We start from the raw sequence: 22,210 nt of genomic DNA on the forward strand, positions 1-22,210 counted from the left end.
GTGCGGCGCTGCCCAACATCGCCCGACTGCTGCCGGCCGCGCGGGCGGCCGGCGTGTCGGTGGTGCACTGCGTGGTGCAGCGGCGCCCCGACGGACGCGGCTCCAACCACAACGCGCGGCTGTTCGCGTTCGGCGCCGCGAACAAGGACCTCGATATCACCCCCGGCAGTCCCGGGACCGAACTGGTACCCGAACTCGACGTCCAGCCAACCGATCTGGTGCTGCACCGATGGCACGGACTGGGACCGATGGGCGGCACCGACCTGGACGCGGTGCTGCGCAACCTGGGCGTGTCCACGATCGTGGCGGTCGGCGTGTCGGTGAACGTGGCGATCGTGAACCTGGTGATGGACGCCGTCAACGCCGCCTATCGGGTGGTGCTGCCCCGCGACGCGGTGGCCGGCGTTCCGACCGACTACGCCGACGCGGTCATCGACAACACCCTGTCCCTGCTGTCGACCGTGACCAGGACCGACGACCTGATCGCGGCGTGGAACCGGTGACGGCGACCATACAACTTTCAGGCAACTGTCCACCCCTGCCCCGACGACGTTTAGAGTCCCTGTCATGACCGACCCGATCCAGTTCACCGTGCCCGCCGCCGCCGACGCCGTCGCGGCCGTCATCGGCGATCGCGAGTTCATCGTCCAGGGCGACCGCCGCTTCACCTATGCGCAGGTCGTCGAGCGCTCGAACCGGCTGGCCGGCTACCTGCATTCGCGGGGGCTGGGTTGCCACACCGAGCGCGACCAGCTCGCCGGGCACGACGCCGGGCAGGATCTGCTCGGCATCTACGCCCACAACGGTCCGGAGTACATCGAGGGCATGCTGGGTGCCTGGCGCGCCCGGGTGGCCCCGTTCAACGTCAACTACCGCTACGTCAAGAGCGAGCTGCAGTATCTGCTCGCCGACGCCGGGGCGAAGGCCCTGCTCTACCATTCGGCCTTCGCGCCGCGCCTGGCCGAGGTGTTGGCCGAGCTGCCCGAGCTCGAGGTCCTGATCCAGATCGCCGACGACTCGGGAAACGAATTGCTGCCAGGGGCAGTCGATTACGAATCCATTGTGGCCGAAGGCCCGACCGCACCGCCACCGGTGGAACCGTCGCCCGACGACCTCTACGTCCTGTACACCGGCGGGACGACGGGCATGCCCAAGGGGGTGCTGTGGCGTCAGCACGACATCTTCATGGCCTCCTTCGGCGGTCGCAGCCTCTACACCGGCGAGCTGGCGACGTCCTACGACGACATCGCCGCGCGCTGTGCCGAATCACCGGGAACCACACTGCTGGTGTTGCCGCCGCTGATGCACGGCGCAGCCCAATGGGCGGTCTTCACCGCGATGAACACCGGCCAGACGGTGGTCTTCACCCCCGGCTCCGGGCATCTGGACGCCGATGAGGTGGTGCGGACCATCGAGCGCGAGAAGGTCCTGGCGGTCACGGTCGTCGGGGACGCGATGGCCCGGCCGCTGGCCGAGGCGTTCGAGCGCACGTCGGCCGATCTGTCCTCGCTCGCGGTGGTCGCCAACGGCGGTGCGCAACTGACCCCGACGGCCAAACAGCGTCTGATCGACGCCAAGCCCAACCTGATGGTGGTCGACGGCGTCGGCTCCAGTGAGACCGGCGCCCAGATGACCCACATGTCGGCGCCGGGCGCGGTGTCGACCGGCACCTTCACCGCCGGGCCGGACACCTTCGTCGCCACCGAGGACTTCGCGTCGATCCTGGCCCCCGGTCACGAAGGGATGGGCTGGCTGGCACAGCGCGGCTTCGTGCCGCTCGGCTACAAGGGCGACGCGGCCAAGACGGCCGCGACGTTCCCGGTGATCGACGGGGTGCGCTACTCGGTGCCCGGAGACCGGGCCCGGCACCTCGCCGACGGCGCCATCGAGCTGCTCGGCCGCGACTCGGTGACGATCAACTCCGGCGGCGAGAAGATCTTCGCCGAGGAGGTGGAGTCGGCGATCCTGTCCCATCCCGCCGTCGCCGATGTCGTGGTCGCGGGCCGGCCGAGCGAGCGCTGGGGCCAGGAGGTGGTGGCCGTGGTGGCGTTGGCCGACGGCGAAACCGCCTCCGAGCAGGACCTGATCGACCACGCGGCGGCGGTGATCGCCCGCTACAAGCTGCCCAAGGCGGTGGTGTTCCGTCCGGCCATCGAGCGCAGCCCGGCAGGAAAAGCCGACTACCGGTGGGCGCGCGAGCAGGCGATCAGCGGTTCCTGAATCAGCTCCTCCTGAGCCTGCGGCGGGTGCGGCGGCGCGCCATCCCCAGGGTGAGCGCCGTCGTCAGCCGCGTCGAGAGGGTGAACGGCGGCGCGGCTCGCCCGGTGATGGTGAAGGGCAGGTCGCTGCCCACCACCGTGCGGTAGTGGCTGAACGCGTCGAAGCCGGCTTTGCCGTGGTAGGCGCCCATCCCGCTCCGGCCCACCCCGCCGAACGGGGCGGCGGACGGAATCATCTGGGCGGCAAAGTCGTTGCGGGCCACCCCGCCGCTTCGGGTGCGCTCGACGAAGGACCGGAAGTCCGGTCCGTCCGGGCCGAACCAGTACGCCACCAGTGGCGCCGGCCGAGCGTTGACGTAGTCGACCACGTCGTCGAGCCTGTCGTAGGTGTGCACCGTCAGCACCGGACCGAACGTCTCCTCACCGGCCAGCCGCATCGAGTCGTCGACGGCGCGCACGATGGTGGGGGCGATCTTGCGGCTCGCCGGGTCGGGCAGGACTTCACCGGGTGGCGCGACGACGTCGACCTGCGCTCCCTTGGCGCGGGCATCGTCGATCAGGCCCACCACCCGCTCGAAGTTCGCCGCGTTGACCGAGGAGCAGTAGTCCTCGTTGGCCACGATGGACGGGAACATCTCGCGCAGGGTGTCGCGGACGACGCCGACGAACTCGTCGGCGCGCTGCGCGGGAACGAACACGTAGTCCGGGCAGACGCACACCTGCCCGCCGTTGATCATCCGGGCCGCCGCGATCCGCGCCGCGGCGCGGGTGATGTCCGCGCCCGGCGCCACCACCACCGGGTTCTTCCCGCCGAGCTCCAGGGTCACGGGCACCAGGTTGGCCGACGCGGCCCGTTGGACCAGGGCTCCCACCGCCGGTGAACCGGTGAAGAACAGGTGGTCGAAGGGCAGCTGGGCGAAGGCCGCCGCGGTCTCGACGTCACCGGTCACCACGTGCAGTTCGGTGCTGTCGAAGTAAGCGGGCGCGAGCGTGCTCATCAACTCCGCGGTGCGCGGCGTCACCTCCGACATCTTGATCATGACGCGGTTGCCTGCCGCGAACGCCGCGGTGGCGGGCAGCACCACCAGGTTGAGCGGGAAGTTCCACGGACCGATGATGCCGACCACGCCCAGCGGCGACGGCTCCACCTCGGCGCGCAGCCCTGCCAGGCGGGCGGCCCGCATCAGCTTCGTCGACCGCATCCACTGCGGCACATGGGATCTGGTGTGCTCGATCACCGAGATCATGCCCATGATCTCGGTGAACAGCGATCCGACTCTGGGCCGGGTGCCGAAGTCGGCGGCCATGGCGTCGACGAAGTCGTCGGCGTTGTCCAGCACCAGCGCCAGCAGCCGGTCGATGCGGTTGCGCCGCAGCGCCACGTCCGGCGGTCCGTCGGCGGTGAACGACGCACGTTGCCGTTCCAGGATCGCCGACATCGCCTCTTGGCGGCGCTCCGTCGCGCCGAGCAGCATCGCCATGTCAAAACCTCCACCTGGGCGACCCTCCGGTAGGGCCCACGCTAACACGTACTCGACATACTTTACTGTAAGTATTACAGTACGTCGTTGCAGCTGTTGTTGCGCAGACCGACGGGAGGCCCTGCCGTGGAAACGCCGGTACGAGACGTCGCGATGGACGAACCCATCGACCTGCGCGACCCCTATCCCATGTTCGCCCGGCGCCGCCACGAGGGCGGCGTCTTCCGGGGCTCGGTCATGGACTGGTCCAAGACCCCGGACTCGATGACCCCGGACAACCTCTATGCCGCGGTGTCCTTCGACGCGGTGAACCGGGTGTTCCGCGACGGCAAGGTGTTCAACTCGAAGATCTACGACTCGACCATCGGCCTGTTCATCGGCCCCACCATCCTGGCGATGGAGGGCAAGACACACTGGGCGCACCGCAACCTGGTCTCCGCGGCCTTCAAATCGCGTTCGCTGTCGCGCTGGGAGCCCGAGATCGTGCGACCGGTGGTGAACTCACTGATCGACGAGTTCGTCGACGCCGGCGAGGCGAACCTGGTGCGCGATTTCACCTTCGAGTTCCCCACCCGGGTCATCTCGAAGCTGTTGGGCCTGCCCGAGGAGGACCTGCCCTGGTTCCGCAAGCGGGCGGTGGCGCTGATCAGCTACGCGGTCAACTACAAACGCGCGTTCGAGGCATCGGCGGAACTGAAGGACTACTTCCTGACCCAGATCGACCAGCGCCGGTCGGCACCCACCGAGGACATCATCGGCGACCTGGTGTCGGCCGAGATCGACGGCGAACGCCTGACCGACGAAGCCATCTTCTCGTTCCTGCGCCTGTTGCTGCCGGCCGGTCTGGAGACCACCTACCGCTCCTCGGGCAATCTGCTCTACCTGCTGCTGACCCATCGCGACCAGTTCGAGGCCGTCAACGCCGACCACGACCTGATCGGCTCGGCGATCGAGGAGGCGCTGCGCTTCGAAACGCCGCTGACCACCGTGCAGCGCTACGCCACCGAGGACACCGAGATCGACGGAGTGCCGATCGAGGCCGGTTCGGTGATCGATGTGTGTATCGGCTCGGCCAACCGCGACGAGCACCGCTGGGAGCGCTCCGAGGAGTTCGACATCTTCCGCAAGCGGATCCCGCACATCTCGTTCGCCGCCGGCGAGCACACCTGCATGGGGCTGCACCTGGCCAGGATGGAGACCCGGGTCGCCGTGGAGTGTCTGCTCAGCCGGCTCGACGACATCCAGCTGCTCACCGACGACGACCCGCACATCCACGGGCAGCCGTTCCGGTCCCCCACCGCACTGCCGGTGACGTTCCAACCCGCCTGAGCGTCGAGCCTCTCCTAGCCTTTCTCACCCCTTCCAAGGCACGGACTTGACGTAGCCTCCGGCATCGATGCGCAGTTGGGTTCCGGTGATGAAGCGCGCGGCGTCGGAGGCCAGGAAGACCACCGCCTCCGAGACGTCCTGCGGCTCGATGAACGGCACCGGCATCGCCTGCATCATCGGGAACGTCTGCTCGGCGTCCTCTCGCGTCGGCTCCTTGAGGTCGGGGCGGAACACCCGGTACATGCCCTCGTTGTGCAGCATGTCGGTGTTGACGTTGGTCGGATGCACGGCGTTGACCCGGATCATCCGCTTGGCCAACTGGATCGACAGATCGTTGACGTAGCGCGCCACGATCTGTTTGGCCAGGCTGTAGGCCGAGCCGCCGGGACCCTGGTTGGTCGCGCTGCCCAGTTGCGCGGCCAGCGATCCGGTCGCGATGATCGAGGCACCGTCGTTGACGTGCGGCAGGCTGGCCTGGATCACGTTGAAAACCCCGACCAGGTCGGTGTCGATGGTGTCCGACCACGACTGCATCGTCTGGCCCTTGCCCATCGCGCAGATCCCGGCGTTGGCCACCACGACGTCGAGGCGGCCCAGTGCATCGACGCCGTCGGCGATGGCCTTCCACACCGCGGCGCGCTCACGCACGTCGACGATCGCGGTGTGCACCCGCACACCCTCCTTCTCGGCGAGGCGGGCCGTCTCGTCGAGATCCTCTGGCCGTGCCAGCTGGTAGGTGTTGCCCTCCAGGTCGGCGCAGATGTCGAGCGCGATGATGTGCGCTCCCTCGGCGGCGAGATTCACCGCGTGCGAACGGCCCTGACCGCGTGCGGCGCCGGAGACCACCGCGACCTTGTTGCCCAACTTGCCCACTGGTGCCTTCTTTCTGCTGGGTCAGCTCTTCCGGCGTTCCCGCCGGGCGATGGTCTTGGTCTCGAGATACTGGCCGAAGCCCTCGATCCCGCACTGCCTTCCGATACCGCTGCTCTTGTACCCGCCGAACGGGGCGTCGGCGCCGTAGAACATGCCGCCGTTGACGCCGAAGGAGCCGGTGCGCACCCGACGGGCGATCGCCATGCCGCGTTCGGCCGAGCGCGACATGACCGCACCGGCAAGCCCGAAGGTGCTGTCGTTGGCGATCCGCACCGCGTCGTCGTCGTCGTCGAACGGCAGCACCACCAGCAGCGGTCCGAACACCTCCTGCTGGGCGATGGCCGCACTGCTGTCGACGCCGACGACCACCGTCGGTGCGACGAAGTGCCCACCCGCCAGGTGCTCGGGCAGCCCCCCGGCGAGTCCCCCGCCGGCGGTGATCTCGGCTCCGTCGCGGCGGGCGCCGTCGATCGCGGCGAGCACCCGATCCTGTTGCGCCGCACTGATCACCGGACCGACCAGCGTCGCCGGGTCGGCCGGGTCCCCGACCGGCACATACCGATAGGCCTCGGTGATGTCGGCGACGGCCTGGTCGTAGAGCGAGCGGTGCACCAGCATGCGGCTGGTCGCCGCGCAGGCCTGCCCGGCGTGCACGCACACGCCCACCGCGGTCGGGACGATGACTGCGGGGTTGGCGTCGTCGAGCACGATCGCCGCGGACTTGCCGCCGAGTTCGAGGAACATCCGTTTCATCGTGTCGGCGCCGTTGCGCATCAACTGCTTGCCCACCGCGGTCGACCCGGTGAACGACACCAAGTCGACGCGCGGATCGGTGCCCAGCAGCGAGGCCACCTCGTTGGAGGCGGTGGTGACCACGTTGACCACGCCGGGCGGGATGTCGGTGCGCTCGGCGATCAGCCGGCCCAGCCGGGTCGCGTTCCACGGGGTGTTCGGGTCGGGTTTGAGCACCACGGTGTTGCCTGCGGCCAGCGCCGGGCCGAGCTTGTTGAGGATGACCTCGATCGGGAAGTTCGACGGCGTGATCGCGGCGACCACACCCGCGGGCTCCTTGACCACCATCCGGACGTTGCGCTCACCGAACAGCCCGCCGCCGTCGAGCTGCCGCTCCCATTCGAACGTGTCGATCAGCTGCGCCGGGTAGCGAAGGGATTCGGCCAGCGGCCAATCCAGTTGCGCCGATGCGATGGTCATCACCGGGGCGCCCACCTCGGCGACGAGCTCGTCGCTCAGGGCGCCCCGCTCGTCCTCGAGCGCGCTCTGCAACTGGTCGAGACAGCGTCTGCGCAGCGCTGCGTTGGTCGGCCAGTCGCCGGCGTCGAAGGCGCGCCGCGCGGCGCCGATCGCGGCGTCCATGTCGAGTGCGTCGGCGGCGGCGACGGTGCCCAGCACCGCCCCGGTGGCCGGGCTGGCGTTGTCGAACTCCGCACCGGCTCTCGCCATGACGAGCTCACCGTCGATCAGCATGCGCCGCTCGGCGCGGGCCGCCGCCCGTCGGCCGACCTGGACGCTGGTCTCGGCGCGTTCCTGCACGACGTCGCTCACCTGACACCCCCTGAACCGGATCTCTCGGATGCTCAACGGTAAACGTTACAGTATCTTGGCTCCGCTAGACTCCCCCCTGAGCGCAACGTTGGACGTCGTCGTCGAGAAGGGAAGTTTCGTGATCAAGGTGATGGAGGGCGTACGGGTCCTCGAGGTCGCACAGTTCACCTTCGTGCCCGCAGCGGGTGCGATTCTGGCGGATTGGGGCGCCGATGTCATCAAGGTCGAACACCCGGTGCGGGGCGACACCCAACGCGGGTTCGTCAACATGGGCGGCTTCCAGCTCGACCCCAACCGCCACCCCCTCATCGAGCATCCCAACCGCGGCAAGCGCAGCGTAGGCATCGACGTGTCCACCGCCGAAGGGCAGGAGGTGCTCTACGAGCTGGCCAAGACCGCCGACGTGTTCCTGACCAACTACATGCCCCAGGCGCGGCAGAAGAACAAGTTCGACCTCGAGCACATCCGCGCGGTCAACCCGAACATCATCTACGCCCGCGGCAGCGCCTACGGCGACAAGGGCGACGAACGGCTGGTCGGCGGCTTCGACGGGACCGCGTTCTGGACCCGCAGCGGGGTGGGGCACGCGCTGACCCCCGAAGAGCTGGGAGGTGCGCTGCCGCAGGGTATTCCGGCTTTCGGCGACTCCATCGGCGGAATGAACATCGCCGGCGGCATCTCGGCTGCGCTGTTCCACCGCGAGCGCACCGGTGAGGCCGTCGAGATCGACGTGTCGCTGCTGAGCACCGCGTGGTGGGCCGCCGGCGCCAGCGTCACGCAGGGCATGGAGACCGGCGAGACGATGCGCTCGACGATGCCCGGGACCACCACGTCGGTCAACCCGTTCATGGCCAACTACCAGACCTCCGACGGCGGCACCATCAACCTGTGCATCGTCAGCCCGACCGGCTACATCCGCGACACGTTCGAACATCTCGGCCTTGCCGAGCTGGCCGACGATCCGCGTTTCTCCGATGTGATGCCGCTGATCCAGAACGCCGAGGCCGGCGTCGAACTCATCGCCGAGGCGATCGCGGCCAAACCGTTCGAGTACTGGCGCCAGCACCTCAAGACGATGAAGGGTCAGTGGGCCCCGTTCCAGAGCCTGGTCGACCTCGCCACCGATGAGCAGGCCATCGCCAACGACATGATCGTCGAGGTGGAGGCCAGTGACGGCGGCAAACCCTTCAAGGTGGTCCGCGGGCCGGTGCAGTTCAACCACGAGGCGCTGGAGACCACCCGGGCCCCGCAGGCCTCCGAGCACACCGAGCTGGTGCTGATGGAAATCGGGCTGGACTGGGACCGGATCGAAGCGCTCAAGGACAAGGGCGCCATCGCCTGAGCCCGCCCCCTGCGCGCCGAAATGGCATTCCGGCAGCGAAAGTGCGAGTGCGACGCTGCCGGAATGCCATTTCGGCGGAAAATCAGAGCTTGTCTAGGCGCACCGGCACCCCGGTCAGCCAGGCCATCCCCGAGAGCGTCTCGACATCCTCGGGGGCGCTGGACGTCAGCTGATTGACGTTGGCGCCGCCCGCGCGGTTGGCCACCCGCCAGCCGCCGGTGCCCTTGTGCCCCCACCCGTGCGGCAGCGCGATCACCCCGGGCACGATGTCCTTGGTGACGCCGACCGGCACGGTGATCTGGCCGTAGGGCGAGCTGACCCGCACCTCATCGCCGTCGCCGATCCCGAGCTCGGCGGCGTCGTCGACGTTGATCAACCCGTGCTGGCCGCGTTCGCCGCGCATCAGCAGCGGCGCGTTGTGCATCCACGAGTTCTCCGAACGGGCCTCGCGCATACCGATCATCCGCAACGGATAGCCGGCGGGCTCCTCCCGGCGGGCCAGCGCGGCGATGTCGGCGCTGACGTCGTCGTGGGCCAGCCGGACCCGGGGCTGACGGTAACCGATGACCTCACCGAGCACACCGGTGCGCAGATTGTCGTCGATGACCCTGCCGTGCGGATGCCGCCCGGTGAGCCGGTCGAAGGTCAGCCCACCGCGACGCAGACCGAACCGGTCCCCGCCGGTGCAGACCCGGATGATCCCGTCGGCGAACCTGCGGGGGGTGAACTCGACGCCGAACCGCCGCAGCAGCCGGTTGCCGGCGCCGAACAGCGAGAACGCCGCCGACTCGCCGGCCAGGCGCCCGATCAGGTCGCCGACGATCTGCCACTCCTGGCGGACCTGGCCGGGCGGGTCGACGACCGCCTCGGTGGCCTGCCGGAACGGTGTGGCCTGGAACAGCTGGAAGGTCAGCGGGAAATCGTCGCGTTCGTACATCGTGGTGACCGGCAGCACGTAGTCGCAGTGCGAGCTGGTCTCGGTGAGGTAGAAGTCCAGCGCCACCGACAGCTCGACCGAATCCAGCGCCTGCTCCATTTCGGCACCGTTGGGCACCGACAGCACCGGGTTGCCGGCGCTGATGAACATCGCCCGGATCTGGCGCTGTCCGGGGGTGAGCATCTCCTTGGCCATCAACGCGGCTGGCTCCGAGCCGATCACCGAGCGGAAACCGCCGATCCGCGAGCGCCGCCGCCGGTAGGTGCGGCGCAGCGCACTGCCCATCACCACGTTCAGCAAGCGCTGACCGGGAAGCCCGAGGCTGCCGAACACCGACCCGCCGGGCACGTCCAGGTTGCCCGCCACCAGGTTGACGACGTCGATCAGATACGAGGTCAGGGTGCCGTGGCGCCCGACGCAGGTGCCCAACCGGCCGTAGATCGCCGCGCGCGGTGTCGCGGCCAGGTCACGCGCGAGCCCTCGCACCACGTCGGGGTCGATGCCGGTGTGCCGCTGTGTCGCCTCGGGTGAGGACGCCGCCACCAGGGCGCGAAGCCAACCGAGCCCGTCGGCCTGGGTGGCGATCCGCTGCTCGTCGACCAGCTTCTCGTCGAACATCACCTGCAACAGCGACATCAGCAGGTAGGCATCGGTGTCCGGCACGATCCCGCACCATTCGAAGGCCGCCGCGGTCTCGGTGCGGCGTGGGTCGACCACCACCACCCGCCCGCCCCGCTTGACGATGTCACTCATCCGGTCCTTGATCCGCGGCGCGGTCAGGAAACTTCCATGCGAGACAACGGGATTCGCGCCGATGACGACGAGAAGATCGGCGCGGTTCAGGTCCGGGATCGGCACCGAGATCGGGGTGCCGTAGAGCAGCTGACTGGCCATCAGCCGGCTGTTGGTGTCCTGCGAGGAGGCGGTGTAGAAGTGCGAGCCGCGGCCCAGACCCTTGATGAACGCCAGGATCGAGAGCACATGGGCGTAGCTGAACGCCCCCGGGTTGCCCATGTACCACCCGGCGGCGCCGGCCCCGTGCTGGCGCACGATGCCGGCGAGCCGACCAGCGATGTCGGTCATCGCCTCGTCCCAGCCGACCTCCTCGAATCCGCCGGGCGTGCGGCGCAGCGGCGTGGTGACCCGGTCCGGGTCGTTGACCACCTCGGTGAACGCGATGCCCTTCTGGCAGGCGAACCCGGCGGACAACGGGTGCTGTTTGTCCGGCCGCAGCGCGACGAGCGAGCCGTTCTCGACGGTGGCGACCATGCCGCACAGCGGTTCACAGATACGGCAGAACGTGACTTTGTGTTCGACGTCGGTCGATTCTGCGGCCATGTCATCCACCTTTGCACGCACCCGTTTGGGCTAGGGTCGATTCGGTGCGCTGGATCGTCGACGGGATGAACGTGATCGGCTCCCGCCCGGACGGCTGGTGGCGGGACCGTCGCCGCGCGATGGCCACCCTGGTGGCACACCTCGAACGATGGGCGACCGGCGAGGGCGCCGACGTGACCGTGGTGTTCGAGCGCCCTCCCGCACCGCCGATCGAGTCGTCGGTCGTCACGGTCACCCATGCGCCGGTACCGGCGCCCAACTCCGCCGACGACGAAATCGTCCGGCTCGTCGCCGACGACACCCATCCCGAGCAGATCCGGGTCGCCACCTCAGATCGCGGACTGGCCGAACGGGTGCGCGCAGCGGGGGCCACGGTCTTTCCCGCCGAGCGACTGCGCGACATGGTCGACCCCCGCTGAGATCTCACCGCAGGATCCGCACCGGCACGTGCGAGAAGCCCGCGACGTTCTGCATGCTGACCCGCCGGCATCCGTCCCACTGCACCTCGTAGCGCGGCATCAGATCCAGCAGCCGCTCGAGTGCGATGATGCTCTCCATCCGCGCCAGCGCGGCCCCCAGGCAGCTGTGGATTCCGTAGCCGAACCCCAGGTTCTGCGCCTCGGCGCGGTCCCGGTTGATGTCGAAGACATCCGGTGCGGTCCAGGCGTCGGGGTCGCGGTTGGCGGACGCGCCGAGCAGGAACACCGGCGCGCCGGCCGGGATCGTCACACCGTGCAGGGTGACGTCGGTGTTCGAGCGCCGTACGTTGTACTGCACCGGCGCGTCGTAGCGCAGCAGTTCCTCGATCGCCGCGGGAATCTTGGAGCGGTCCTCGAGCAGCTGTTGCCACTGATCGGGGTGCCGGGCGAAGGTGACGATCGCCCCGCCCACCAGCTTGGTCACCGTCTCGGCCCCCGCACCGCCCAGCAGCGTGGCGAAGCCGGCGATCTCCGAGTCCCGCAGCCGGTCGGTGGTGCCGTCCTCGCGCGGCACCTCGGCCGCGATCAGGGCGCTGATCATGTCGTCGCGCGGCGCGGCACGACGCTGCTGGATCAGCTCGTAGTACATCATCCACATCTCGGCCATGGCCTGCATGCCCGACTCGGAGATGTCGATCTGCCCGGGCTCGCGGTGCAGCGACTCGTCGATCCACAGCCGCACCTGCTGACGGTATTCCTCGGGCACGCCCAGCATCTGGGTGATCACGTCCACCGGGAAGTACACCGAGAAGTCGCTGACGACATCAAATTCCCGGCCGTCGGCGCGGGCCGCGCCGAGGAACTGCTCGATCGTGTCCGACACCATGGCCTGCAGGGCGCTGATCGCCCGCGGGGTGAACACCTTGTTGACCAGGCTGCGCATCACGCGGTGTTCGGGCGGGTCGATCGAGATGATCATCTTCGCCGGCGCCTTCTGGCCGGTGCGCACCATGCCCAGGTCGACCCCGTAGGCCGAGGAGTAGGTCGCGAAGTCCTTCAGCCCGGCCGCCACATCGGCGTGCCGGCTCAGCGCGTAGAAGTCGTACTCGGCGTTGTAGAAGACCGGCGCCTGGGTGCGCAGCCGGGGGTAGAACGCGTGCGGGTCACGGTAGAACTCCGCGGAGAAAGGGTCGAACACCACGGCATCCTGCTCGGCGTCGGCGACGGCCACGCATCCACCTCCTGTAAGCCATCCGGTTGTGCTTTCGATAACTGTCACCATATCCTGCTGCTGGCCACCGTCGAATGCAAGGCAGGACCACCCGTGACCGACGCCTACTACGAACTCCTCGACGCCGACGATCCCGTCGGCGAACGGTTCGCCGCGTCCGATCACGTGATCAGTACGTGGGGTTCGCACATGCAGAACGCGGCACCGGTCTCGGCGCTGCTGGTCCGCGCCATCGAGCGGTGCGCGGCGCGCCCGGATACCCGGATCAGCCGCGTCCTGGTCGACCTGCTGGGCGCGGTGCCGGTCGGCGACCGGCTGTGGGTGCGGGCCCAGGTGCGGCGCCCCGGCCGCCAGATCGAGCTGATCGGGGCCGAGATGCTCGCCCCCGGACCCGACGGTGCGCCGCGACCGGTCGCCACCGCGAGCGCCTGGCGGTTCAGCCGCACCGACGCCGGCGACCTGCCCGAGACCCCGGTCGAACCGATGCGGCCGGTCAGCCAGGGCCGAAGCCGGCTGCCCGACGACGGCGCCGACCAGACCTATATCCAAAGCCTGGACTGGCGCTGGCTCAACGACATCCTCAACAGCGTGCAGGCCGAGTGCTGGGCCCGGCCGCTGGTCAACCTGGTCGCCGGCGAGCCGATGACCCCGGCCCAGCGGCTGTTCGCGGTGGCCGACATCGCCAACGGGATGGGCAGCCGTCTGGAACCCTCGGCATGGACGTTTCTCAACACCGACCTGGCCGTCCACATCCACCGCGAGCCCGAGGGTGAATGGATCGGGGTGCGCGCCGAGAACCACTACGGCCGAGACGGAGTCGGCACCTCGAAGGGCACGCTGTTCGACGAAGCGGGTCCGGTCGCCGCCATCCAGCAGGCCCAGCTGGTGCGCCGGCGCTGACCCGCACATTCCCAACCCGCAGGCTTTACCGTAAGATTTACCGTTGGCTCGTCACCCAGATTCGGACCGCACGGAGGATCACATGCCCACGCCGCTGGCGCCCGAGATCACGACCTGGCCCGACGACCCGGTCCAGCTCGTCGGAAGCCGATGCGACCGGTGCTCGGCCACGGCCTTCCCTTCCCAGACCCACTGCCCCCGCTGCAGCGCCGCGCCCATGTCCGAGGTGCGGCTCCCCCGCCGCGGCACACTGATCTCCTGGACCACCCAGGGATTCCCGCCCGGGCCGCCCTACCTGGGTGCCGGCGGCGCCGACTTCACCCCGTTCGGCGTCGGCCTGGTCGAGCTGGGCGCCCCCGGCGAACCCGTCATCCGGGTCGAAGGGCGGCTGACCGAGAACGACCCGCGACGCCTCGAATTCGGCATGCCGGTCGAGTTGACCATGACGCCGTTCGCCACCCGCGACGGCGAGGAGATCCTGACCTTCGCATTCCAGCCCGTCTGACCCGAAAGGACCCCCACGATGCACGACGTCGCGATCATCGGTGTCGGCCTGCACCCGTTCGGCCGTTTCGAGGGAAAATCCGCCATGGAGATGGGCGTCGACGCGATCAGCGCCGCCGTCTCCGATGCCGGCATCGCCTGGACCGACATCCAGTTCGGGGTCGGCGGCAGTTGGACGGTGGCCAACCCCGACGCGATCGTGGGCATGGTCGGCCTGTCCGGCATCCCGTTCACCAACGTGTTCAACGCCTGTGCGACCGCCGCCAGCGCCACGAAGGCGTGCGCCGACGGAATCCGGTTGGGCGACTATGACATCGGCATCGCCGTCGGCATGGACAAGCACCCCCGCGGCGCGTTCACCGAGGACCCCGCGCTGGTGGGCATGCCGCGCTGGTACGCCGAGAACGGCCAGTATCTGACCACCCAGTTCTTCGGGATGAAGGCCAACCGCTACCTGCACCAGCACGGCATCAGCCACCAGACCCTGGCCAAGGTGGTCAACAAGAACCTGCGCAACGGAGCGCTCAACCCCAACGCCTTTCGCCGCAAGCCGATGACCGAAGAGGCGGTCCTGGGCTCACCGATGCTGAACTATCCGCTGACCCAGTACATGTTCTGCTCACCCGACGAAGGTGCCGCCGCGGTCATCATGTGCCGCGCCGACCTGGCACACCGCTACACCGACAAGCCGGTCTACGTGCGGGCGGTCGAGGTACGCACCCGCAAATACGGTGCCTACGAGGTCAACACGACGTTCGCCCCGGTCGAGGAGGACGTGGCGCCCACCGTGTACGCGGCCCGATCGGCGTTCGAGAAGGCCGGGATCGGGCCCGCCGACGTGGACGTGATCCAGCTTCAGGACACCGATGCCGGCGCCGAGGTCATCCACATGGCCGAGGCCGGCTTCTGCGCCGACGGAGACCAGGAGAAACTGCTCGCCGACGGCGCCACCGAGATCGGCGGGTCGATGCCGGTCAACACCGACGGCGGGCTGCTGGCCAACGGGGAGCCGATCGGAGCGTCTGGCCTGCGCCAGGTGCACGAGATCGTCCGGCAGCTGCGCGGGCAGGCCGGCGACCGCCAGATCCCCGGCGAGCCGAAAGTGGGCTTCGCCCAGCTCTACGGCGCCCCGGGCACCGCGGGCGCCACCATCCTGAGCACCTGACGCCGCGCGGCGGTCGCTACGAGGCTTTCGCGGCGGCCGGCGCCGAGTAGTTCGGCTTTCCGAGTCCCAACACGTACTGGGCGATCATGTTCCGGAACACCTCGAGGGTGCCGCCGTAGATGCCGACCAGCGGCGCGAACCGGTAGACGTACTCGGCCGCCCCGTCGTCGCCGGCGCCGTCGGCCCCGTCGGGCAGCGCCGAGGCGGCGCCCAGCAGGTCCATCAGGTCCGGCGAGATGTCGCGCATCGTCTGGGCGAGGGCGACCCGGCCGAAGATGCTCGGCGCCGACAGGGCCGCCTCCATCCGGGCGACGCTGCGGCCCAACCGGTAGGCCACCGAGCCGTCGTCGATCAGCCGGTGCCCGGCGGGATCGGCCAGCGCCGACCTCTCGGCCGCCCGGTCGACCGCGGTGGCCATGAACCCGGCCTGGTGGGCCATGATGGCCACGTCCTGCAGCCCGTCGTCGGCCGCGTCGACGGCACCGTGCTCGGCATCCAGTGGTTCACGCACCACTGCCCAGCCGCCGTTGACCTCGCCCAGGCGGTAGCGATCGGCCACCCGCACGTCGCTGTAGTAGACGATGTTGGTGCGGTCCCCGTCGACGGTGCGCACACCCTGGATCTCCACGCCGGGCGAATCGAGCGGGACCAGGAACATGGTCAGGCTCTTGTGTTTACGTGCCGACGGATCGGTGTTGGTGATCAGGAAGACGTACTGGCAGTTGTGCGCGCCGGTGGTGAACATCTTGGATCCGTTGATCACCCACTCGTCGCCGTCGCGGATCGCGCGGGTCTTGCAGGTGGCCACATCTGAGCCGCCCTCGGGCTCGGTGTAACCCAGGCACATGCGCACATGGCCGCTGTAGACACCGGGCAGCACTTCGTCCCGCAACTCCGGGGAGGCGAACTTCTCCACCGACCGGGCGATCATCGCCGTTGTGCCCGAGGTCACCCACGGCACGTGGGCGCGCCGCTTCTCCAGTTCCCAGATCCGCCGCTGCACCCGGGTGAACGGGAGCTCGGAGCCGGGGTTCCACTCGCGATCGAGGTACCCGGCGGCACCGATCGCCAGGTGCACGCCCTCGTCGAAGTTGTCGCCGGTCTCGCGGTCGCGGCGGATGACGTCCTCGGTGACGATCTCGCCGAGCAACGAGCGGACCTCATGCTGGAACTTCTGATCGTCGTCGGACAACTGCACCCGGGAGAAATCCATTGTTCAGCTCCGTCCTTCGCGTTCTGCCACGATCGCGGCGATGTACTTGGCAGTGGCCGCCGGGTCCCCGCCGGCGATCGCCCAGCCCCGGGCCCGCACCAGATAGGCGGTGGCGGCCGCCTCGGCGGACACACCGAGCCCGCCCTGCACGTGCACCGCCATCGTCGCCGCCTTGGCGGCCTCCTCGGCCATGAACACGAAAACCGAGGGCGCCAGCTCGCGCCGCTCGTCGGGTTCGTTGTCGAGGAACCAGGCCGCCCGGCGGGCGAGGTTGCGACCGCCTTGGACGGTGATCGCGATGTTGGCCAACGGATGCGAGATCGCCTGCAGCGTCCCGATCGGCACCCCCAGGGTGTACCGGGTCTTGGCGAACTCCGCGGCGATGGTCATCGTCTCCTCGACCAGCCCGACCAGCGCGGCCCCGGTCAACAGCCGCCATTCGTCCAGGGCGCGCTGGTATTCGGCGAGCGCCTCGGGCCCTGCGGCAAGAACGGTGCGGCTGTCGGCGGCCGCGGGGTCGACCCATGCCATCGGCAGCTTGCCGATGTTGTCCACCCGTGCCGGCCGCGACGCGAAGGTCAGCGCGACGATCTGCTCACCGTCGCGAACGACGATCTGTTCGGCGACCGAACCGGACGGAATCAGCCGCCTGCCGGCCGCACCGCCCTGCTGCGGGTCCAGCGCAACCAGCTTGGTGCCGTTGACCACGTCGGCCTCCACGGAGCCGAGCCGGGCCATCAGGCGCGCAGCGCAGACATGGTCGATCCACGGCACCGGGGCCAGCGAACGCCCGATCTCCTCGGCGACCAACGTCAGGTCGACCAGGGTGGCGCCGTCGCCGCCCACCGACTCGGGCAGCGCCATCGTCGTTGCGCCCATGGCGCACAGCCGCTCCCACAGGTTCTTGTCGAATCCGGATTCCTCGGCCGCACGAACGGTGTCGATCGGACAGCGGGTGGCGAAGAAGTCCTTGTAGGCGGCCTGCAGCGCCTCGTGGTCTTCAGACAGGCTGTAGTCGAGCCTGCGCAGTTCGTAGCGGTCCATTCTCAGTTGGCCTCCTGTCCGAAGAAGAAACTCTCGGCGTTGTTGAACAGATAGTTCTCCAGCACCTCGGGCGGCAGATCCAGCGCCAGCGCCTCGGGTACCACGCGGCTCTGGCGCAGCACCGGCCAGTCCGAGGCGAAGATCACCTTGGTCTTGCCGCGGGTGCGCATGAAGTGCAACAAACTCTCCGGCAACCGCTTGGGCGACCACGCCGAGGTCATGATGCGCAGGTTGGCGTACTTGATCAACAACCGGATCGCGACGTCCCACCAGGGATCGGCACCGTGGATCATGCACAGTTTGAGTTCGGGGAAGCGCACACACACCCGGTCGAGGTGGATGGGGTTCTGCACGTCGCCGGGAATGGGCGGGCCGGGAAGCCCGGTGTTGACGCACAGCGGCAGGCCGATTTCGGCGCACTTGGCGTAGAGCGGGTAGTAGACCGCGTCGCTGGGCGGGTACATGCCGTCCCCCCAGAAGCTGGGCCCCACCGCGGCGTAGGCCACCGGCAGGTCGGCGCTGACGGCGGCCAGCTCGCGCAGCGCGGGAACCGGGCGAAGCAGGTTGACCCCGCCCAGCGCCAGCGCGAAGCGGTCCGGCCGCTCCTCGACGAACTTGCGCGCCGTCACCGACGGCTTGACCAGGTTGTCCATCAGGACCGCCTTGGCCACCCCGTGCTCGTCCATCTCGTCGAGCAGCGCCGGCAATTCGACCTGGTCGTAGAGCGACTGGGGCCCCTTGAAGTAGTCGTCGCGCACCTTGAGCATGAACTCGGGCTGCTTGGCCGTCTCGCCGAAGTGGACATTGACCAGGCAGTCGATGACCTTCGGGGGGGTCTGACCGGTCATGAGCTCACCGCCGTGGACGCCGAGCGGTTCGCCGTGCTCTTCGCCCACCGGTAGTCGGCCTTGCCGTTGCCGAGCCTGCGCACCCTGTCGACCACGATGAACTCCTTGGGTGCCTTGAAGCGCGCCAGCTCGGCGGTGCACGCCGAGTGCAGTTCCTCGGCGGTCACCGTCACACCGGGCTGGGGCTCGATCAGTGCGACGAGTTCCTGGCCCCAGCGGTCGCTGTCACGGCCGACCACCAGGGCGTCGGCCACGCTGGGATGGGCGCGCAGCACCGCCTCGACCTCCTCGACAAACACCTTCTCGCCGCCGGTGTTGACCACCAGCGAGTCTCGGCCGTACAGCCGCAGCGTCCCGTCGGCCTCCAGACTGGCGCGGTCCCCGGAGACCACCACGCGTCTGCCTTCCACCACCGGGAAGGTCTTGCGGGTCGCGTCGGCATCGTCGAAGTAGCCCAGCGGGATCCGGCCCTGGCGCACCACCCAGCCGATCTCCGGATCGCCCGGTTCGAGGAACCTGGTGAGGTCGGCCGAGACCACCGTGCCGCCCTCCCGCAGATCGAACGTCTCCCGGCTGGACCCGCGCTGATTGTGTCCGAAACCCATGTTGCCGGTCTCCGACGATCCGTACCCGTTGATGATGGTCAGCTGCGGAAGCTTCTCCAGCAGTGCGCTGACGTGTCTGGGATTGGTTGCCGCCCCGCCGGTTCCGATGGCGTACAGCGAGGACAGGTCGTAGTTGTTGCGGTTGAGCTCCTCGATCAGCGGCACCGCGTAGGCATCGCCGACCATGGTCATCAGCCCGACCTTCTCACGCTCGGCGGTCTGCAGCACCGACTTCGGGTCGAATCTCGCCCGGTCGTCGTAGAGCACCACCGGCAGCCCGGCCAGACTGCCGGAGAAGACCGTCCACAGCCCGGCGGCGTGCATGAGCGGAGACACCGCGAACCACGGTGGGCCCGCGTTGTTGCGGACCTTGTCGTGGATCTCGGTGGCCGATTCGTGGTCGGCGCCCACCATCGAGGACACATAGGTGTCGCTCTGCCGCCACAGCACTCCCTTGGGACGGCCGGTGGTGCCGCCGGTGCAGTACATGATCAGGTCGTCCGGCGAACCGGCGATCCGCTGCTCCGGGTCCCCCTGGGCCACCGCGTCATCGAGGTCGACCGACCCGGGCAGCGCCGGGGTGTCGGTGCCGTCGTCGACGGCGATCATCAGTTCGGCGCCGGGCGAGGGCAGCACATCGGCGAACTTGGCACCCAGCGCCCGGTGGTAGACGACCGCGCGCGGCTTGACGTAGTCGAGGAGTTCGGCGACCTCACGCGGGGTGTAGTGATGGTTGACGTTGACCGGAACGCACCGCGCCTTCAGCGCGCCGAGGACCATCTCGGGATAGCGGTCGTTGTACATGATCAGCGCGACGCGGTCCTGGCCGCACTGCCAGCCGTCGAGCTCATCGCGGTCGCGGTGCACACCCAGGCCGCGGGCGGCGAGGAAGTTCGCGAACCTGCGGGTGCGCTGCGCCATCTGTGCGTAGGTGGTCCGGCGCTCACCGCACACGGTCATCACCCGGTCGCCGATGACATCGGCGATGGCGTCGACGACGTCGCCGATGGTCCATTCGGGCATCTGCGTTCCTCGGATCCGCGTACTCTAGGCGTTGACCAGCGCGTCCACCCCGAGCAGGCCGAGTGCGTTGTCCCGCATGACCTTTCGGGTGTCCTCGTGGCTGAACTCGGGGAACTGCGGGATGTCGGCGGTGAACGACGTCGGATCGGCCAGCCCCTCGCCGTGCGGCCAGTCGGAACCGAAGAGGATCTTGTCGACCCCGATCGTCTCGGCCAACAGCTTCACGTCGTCCTCGTAGTACGGCGCGATCCACACATTGTTGCGCAGCTGCTCGATCGGGTCCTCTTTGTAGTGATACGGCGCGTTGTTGGCGGACTTCTTGAGCCGCTTGACCAGTCGGTAGACGAAATACGACCCGTTCTCGATGCTGGCGACCTTGAGCTTGGGGTGCCGGGTGAAGACCTGGTGCACGATCATCGAGGCGATGGTGTCGTGGATGGCGCGATCATCCATGATCACCATGTCGAGTGGATCACGCCTGCCGAATCCCTTGAACACGCCGCTGCCGCCCCACAGCGCCGGTATCGCCATGTACCCGGAGTCGGACAGGTGGAAGACGACCGGTATGCCCGCTTCGGCCAGCCGCGCCCACACCGGATCGTGGACCGGGTCGCCCAACGAGCGCGGCCGCACCGCGCCGGGCACCGGCGCGGGACGCACACACACCAGTTTCGCCCCTCGGCTCCTGACGAACTCGACCTCCTCGACCGCCTGCTGCGGGTCGGCCAGCGAGATGATCGGGGCACTGAGGATCCGATGGTCGGGCCGGTCGAATCCCCAGTCCTCGTCGAGCCAAAGATTGAAGGCATGCACCGAGGCCATGGTCGCCTCGATGTCGTGCTTGAGCCCCTCTTCGACCCCGCAGGCGAACGTGGGCAGCATGAACACCGTTTCGAGGTTCTGCTTGTCCAGGATCTGCACCCGGGCATCGCGGTTCTGGTACTCGGGATGATCGCCGAGCCGGTCCACCTTCATCAACGAGGCCGGATCCACACCTTCGGGAATCTCGCCACGGAACAGCAGATCCAGACAGCCCGGCTCGATGATCGGGTCGAATGTCGGGTTGGGGATGAAGTGGTTGACTACGCCGCCGAAGACAGCCAGCGTTCGTTTGCCGTCCTGCACCATCTGGACGCCACGGCTGCGGAATTCCTTGGGTAGGTGTCGGGTCAGCGCGTCGAGTGGCTCGTAGTAGTGGTTGTCGACGTCGATGGCGCGATAGTCCAGGCGTTGCACCTGCTGCTCGGTCATGGCTTTTCCTCCTCCAGGGGCGGGAAGTTCGGCTGGCGTTTCTCGAAGAACGCGGTGATGCCCTCGATGAAATCGGGACGTTGCATCGATTCGTGCATCAGCTTTTCGGCCTGGGCGCTGGTGGCGACCATGTCGCGCAGCGCGTCGTCGTAGACCTGCCGCTTGATCACGGCCAGCGCGCTCGGCGCGCAGTTGCGGGCCATGTCCTCGGCGTAGTCCAGGGTGCGGGCCATCAGTTCGGCGGCCGGGACCACCTCTTTGACCAGTCCGAGTTCGTGGGCCTCCTCGGCGTAGAAGGTCCGCCCGCTCAGCAGCAGGTCCAGGGCGGTGCCCCAGCCGACCAGGCGGGGAAGGATCCAGGAGATCCCGTACTCGGCGATCAGGCCCCGGCGGGAGAAGGCGGTGGTGAACTTCGCGCCCGCCGCGGCGAAGCGGATGTCGCACATCAGCGCCTGGGTGAGCCCGATGCCTGCGCAGGCACCGTTGATCGCCGCGATGATCGGCTTGTTCACCCCGGTGACGAAGTACGGGTGACGTTCACCGACCAGCTGGGTGACGTCGGCGTCACCGGTGGACTCACCGGCCCCGCCGATCGAGTCGAGGTCCCCCATGTCGGCTCCGGCGCAGAACGCCCGGCCGTTTCCGGTGATCACGATCACCCGGACGCCGGGATCACGCTCAGCGCGATCCATGCAGCGGTAGAAGGCACCTGCCAGCCCGCCGCCCCAGGCGTTCAGGCGTTCGGGGCGGTTCAGCGTGAGCACCGCGACACCGCTGTCGCGCAGCTCGTAGCGAACCGCACTGTCAGCCCCGGTGCCGACAGGCTCTGCGGCGCGTTCGACAGCGCTCACCCGATGAACCTCCCAAGCTCGACCGATGCTCATACTGTACACCTATCGGTAGCGGCTTCTGCAATGCCGTTCGA

Annotated in this window: 19 protein-coding genes; 8 read left to right on the forward strand and 11 right to left on the reverse strand. The window is 68.6% G+C overall.

Translation table 11 applies throughout. The annotated features are described in order from the left end of the window. Positions 1 to 503 (forward strand): cysteine hydrolase family protein (locus ACXAID_RS12195; protein ID WP_475022474.1); only part of this gene is annotated, 503 nt, incomplete at its 5' end. A gap of 64 nt (positions 504 to 567) precedes the next feature. Beyond that, entirely contained in the window at positions 568 to 2,220 is a 1,653-nt protein-coding gene (locus ACXAID_RS12200; protein WP_475022475.1) for an acyl-CoA synthetase, read from the forward strand. A gap of 1 nt (position 2,221) precedes the next feature. On the opposite strand, the gene ACXAID_RS12205 is transcribed toward ACXAID_RS12200, so the two are convergent. Next, the gene (locus ACXAID_RS12205; RefSeq protein ID WP_475022476.1) at positions 2,222 to 3,700 is read right to left on the reverse strand and encodes an aldehyde dehydrogenase family protein; all 1,479 of its coding nucleotides are present in this window, start codon (positions 3,698 to 3,700) and stop codon (positions 2,222 to 2,224) included. Positions 3,701 to 3,853: 153 nt separating this feature from the next. On the opposite strand from ACXAID_RS12205, the gene ACXAID_RS12210 reads away from it, so the two are divergent. Continuing rightward, positions 3,854 to 5,029, forward strand: a complete 1,176-nt coding sequence (locus tag ACXAID_RS12210; RefSeq protein WP_475022477.1) for a cytochrome P450 — start codon at positions 3,854 to 3,856, stop codon at positions 5,027 to 5,029. A 24-nt stretch (positions 5,030 to 5,053) separates the two neighbouring features. Here the strand turns inward: ACXAID_RS12210 and ACXAID_RS12215 are convergent, their stop codons facing one another. Then, positions 5,054 to 5,902: a mycofactocin-coupled SDR family oxidoreductase gene (locus tag ACXAID_RS12215; RefSeq protein WP_475022478.1), complete on the reverse strand. Its 849-nt coding sequence runs from the start codon at positions 5,900 to 5,902 to the stop codon at positions 5,054 to 5,056. 21 nt (positions 5,903 to 5,923) lie between these two features. Further along, entirely contained in the window at positions 5,924 to 7,387 is a 1,464-nt protein-coding gene (locus ACXAID_RS12220) for an aldehyde dehydrogenase family protein (RefSeq protein ID WP_475022504.1), read from the reverse strand. A 208-nt stretch (positions 7,388 to 7,595) separates the two neighbouring features. Here ACXAID_RS12220 and ACXAID_RS12225 point away from each other — a divergent pair, with 208 nt between their 5' ends. Next, positions 7,596 to 8,807 (forward strand): CaiB/BaiF CoA transferase family protein, encoded by a 1,212-nt coding sequence (locus ACXAID_RS12225; RefSeq protein ID WP_475022505.1) that lies wholly within the window; start codon positions 7,596 to 7,598, stop codon positions 8,805 to 8,807. A gap of 82 nt (positions 8,808 to 8,889) precedes the next feature. Here ACXAID_RS12225 and ACXAID_RS12230 read toward each other — a convergent pair whose 3' ends face one another. Then, the gene (locus ACXAID_RS12230; RefSeq protein ID WP_475022479.1) at positions 8,890 to 11,082 is read right to left on the reverse strand and encodes a molybdopterin-containing oxidoreductase family protein; all 2,193 of its coding nucleotides are present in this window, start codon (positions 11,080 to 11,082) and stop codon (positions 8,890 to 8,892) included. Positions 11,083 to 11,126: 44 nt separating this feature from the next. On the opposite strand from ACXAID_RS12230, the gene ACXAID_RS12235 reads away from it, so the two are divergent. Then, positions 11,127 to 11,501: an NYN domain-containing protein gene (locus ACXAID_RS12235; protein ID WP_475022480.1), complete on the forward strand. Its 375-nt coding sequence runs from the start codon at positions 11,127 to 11,129 to the stop codon at positions 11,499 to 11,501. 4 nt (positions 11,502 to 11,505) lie between these two features. Here the strand turns inward: ACXAID_RS12235 and ACXAID_RS12240 are convergent, their stop codons facing one another. After that, positions 11,506 to 12,732 (reverse strand): cytochrome P450, encoded by a 1,227-nt coding sequence (locus ACXAID_RS12240; protein ID WP_475022481.1) that lies wholly within the window; start codon positions 12,730 to 12,732, stop codon positions 11,506 to 11,508. Positions 12,733 to 12,825: 93 nt separating this feature from the next. Here ACXAID_RS12240 and ACXAID_RS12245 point away from each other — a divergent pair, with 93 nt between their 5' ends. From ACXAID_RS12245 to ACXAID_RS12255, 3 genes are all read left to right on the forward strand, one after another. Then, complete coding sequence (locus tag ACXAID_RS12245; RefSeq protein ID WP_475022482.1) at positions 12,826 to 13,632, forward strand: thioesterase family protein; 807 nt, start codon at positions 12,826 to 12,828, stop codon at positions 13,630 to 13,632. A gap of 82 nt (positions 13,633 to 13,714) precedes the next feature. Beyond that, positions 13,715 to 14,137 (forward strand): Zn-ribbon domain-containing OB-fold protein, encoded by a 423-nt coding sequence (locus tag ACXAID_RS12250; protein WP_475022483.1) that lies wholly within the window; start codon positions 13,715 to 13,717, stop codon positions 14,135 to 14,137. 18 nt (positions 14,138 to 14,155) lie between these two features. Further along, positions 14,156 to 15,301, forward strand: coding sequence for a thiolase family protein (locus tag ACXAID_RS12255; protein WP_475022484.1), 1,146 nt, complete (start codon positions 14,156 to 14,158; stop codon positions 15,299 to 15,301). 16 nt (positions 15,302 to 15,317) lie between these two features. Here ACXAID_RS12255 and ACXAID_RS12260 read toward each other — a convergent pair whose 3' ends face one another. Genes ACXAID_RS12260 through ACXAID_RS12285 form a run of 6 tightly spaced genes read right to left on the reverse strand, consistent with a single transcriptional unit; the run spans position 15,318 to position 22,136 of the window. Continuing rightward, entirely contained in the window at positions 15,318 to 16,514 is a 1,197-nt protein-coding gene (locus ACXAID_RS12260) for an acyl-CoA dehydrogenase family protein (protein ID WP_475022485.1), read from the reverse strand. Between the two features lie 3 nt (positions 16,515 to 16,517). Next, a complete protein-coding gene (locus ACXAID_RS12265; protein WP_475022486.1) occupies positions 16,518 to 17,558 on the reverse strand; it encodes an acyl-CoA dehydrogenase family protein in 1,041 nt (346 codons plus the stop codon). Positions 17,559 to 17,560: 2 nt separating this feature from the next. Next, positions 17,561 to 18,406, reverse strand: coding sequence for an amidohydrolase family protein (locus tag ACXAID_RS12270; RefSeq protein ID WP_475022487.1), 846 nt, complete (start codon positions 18,404 to 18,406; stop codon positions 17,561 to 17,563). Next, a complete protein-coding gene (locus ACXAID_RS12275) occupies positions 18,403 to 20,034 on the reverse strand; it encodes an acyl-CoA synthetase (protein ID WP_475022488.1) in 1,632 nt (543 codons plus the stop codon). Before ACXAID_RS12275 ends, ACXAID_RS12270 begins: the two co-directional genes overlap by 4 nt. Before the next feature lie 24 nt (positions 20,035 to 20,058). Next, positions 20,059 to 21,285, reverse strand: coding sequence for an amidohydrolase family protein (locus tag ACXAID_RS12280; RefSeq protein ID WP_475022489.1), 1,227 nt, complete (start codon positions 21,283 to 21,285; stop codon positions 20,059 to 20,061). Beyond that, a complete protein-coding gene (locus ACXAID_RS12285; RefSeq protein ID WP_475022490.1) occupies positions 21,282 to 22,136 on the reverse strand; it encodes an enoyl-CoA hydratase in 855 nt (284 codons plus the stop codon). The genes ACXAID_RS12280 and ACXAID_RS12285 overlap by 4 nt, the downstream gene beginning before the upstream one ends. Positions 22,137 to 22,210 lie beyond the last annotated feature (74 nt).

The organism is Mycobacterium sp. ABE4_509, assembly GCF_056160785.1.

Coding starts and splice junctions, on each gene's coding strand:
- ACXAID_RS12200 (WP_475022475.1), top strand. CDS start 568: ATGACCGACCCGATCCAGTTCACCGTGCCCGCCGCCGCCGACGCCGTC.
- ACXAID_RS12220 (WP_475022504.1), bottom strand. CDS start 7,387: ATGCTGATCGACGGTGAGCTCGTCATGGCGAGAGCCGGTGCGGAGTTC.
- ACXAID_RS12270 (WP_475022487.1), bottom strand. CDS start 18,406: ATGACCGGTCAGACCCCCCCGAAGGTCATCGACTGCCTGGTCAATGTC.
- ACXAID_RS12280 (WP_475022489.1), bottom strand. CDS start 21,285: ATGACCGAGCAGCAGGTGCAACGCCTGGACTATCGCGCCATCGACGTC.
- ACXAID_RS12275 (WP_475022488.1), bottom strand. CDS start 20,034: ATGCCCGAATGGACCATCGGCGACGTCGTCGACGCCATCGCCGATGTC.
- ACXAID_RS12250 (WP_475022483.1), top strand. CDS start 13,715: ATGCCCACGCCGCTGGCGCCCGAGATCACGACCTGGCCCGACGACCCG.
- ACXAID_RS12255 (WP_475022484.1), top strand. CDS start 14,156: ATGCACGACGTCGCGATCATCGGTGTCGGCCTGCACCCGTTCGGCCGT.
- ACXAID_RS12205 (WP_475022476.1), bottom strand. CDS start 3,700: ATGGCGATGCTGCTCGGCGCGACGGAGCGCCGCCAAGAGGCGATGTCG.
- ACXAID_RS12225 (WP_475022505.1), top strand. CDS start 7,596: ATGGAGGGCGTACGGGTCCTCGAGGTCGCACAGTTCACCTTCGTGCCC.
- ACXAID_RS12230 (WP_475022479.1), bottom strand. CDS start 11,082: ATGGCCGCAGAATCGACCGACGTCGAACACAAAGTCACGTTCTGCCGT.
- ACXAID_RS12210 (WP_475022477.1), top strand. CDS start 3,854: ATGGACGAACCCATCGACCTGCGCGACCCCTATCCCATGTTCGCCCGG.
- ACXAID_RS12265 (WP_475022486.1), bottom strand. CDS start 17,558: ATGGACCGCTACGAACTGCGCAGGCTCGACTACAGCCTGTCTGAAGAC.
- ACXAID_RS12260 (WP_475022485.1), bottom strand. CDS start 16,514: ATGGATTTCTCCCGGGTGCAGTTGTCCGACGACGATCAGAAGTTCCAG.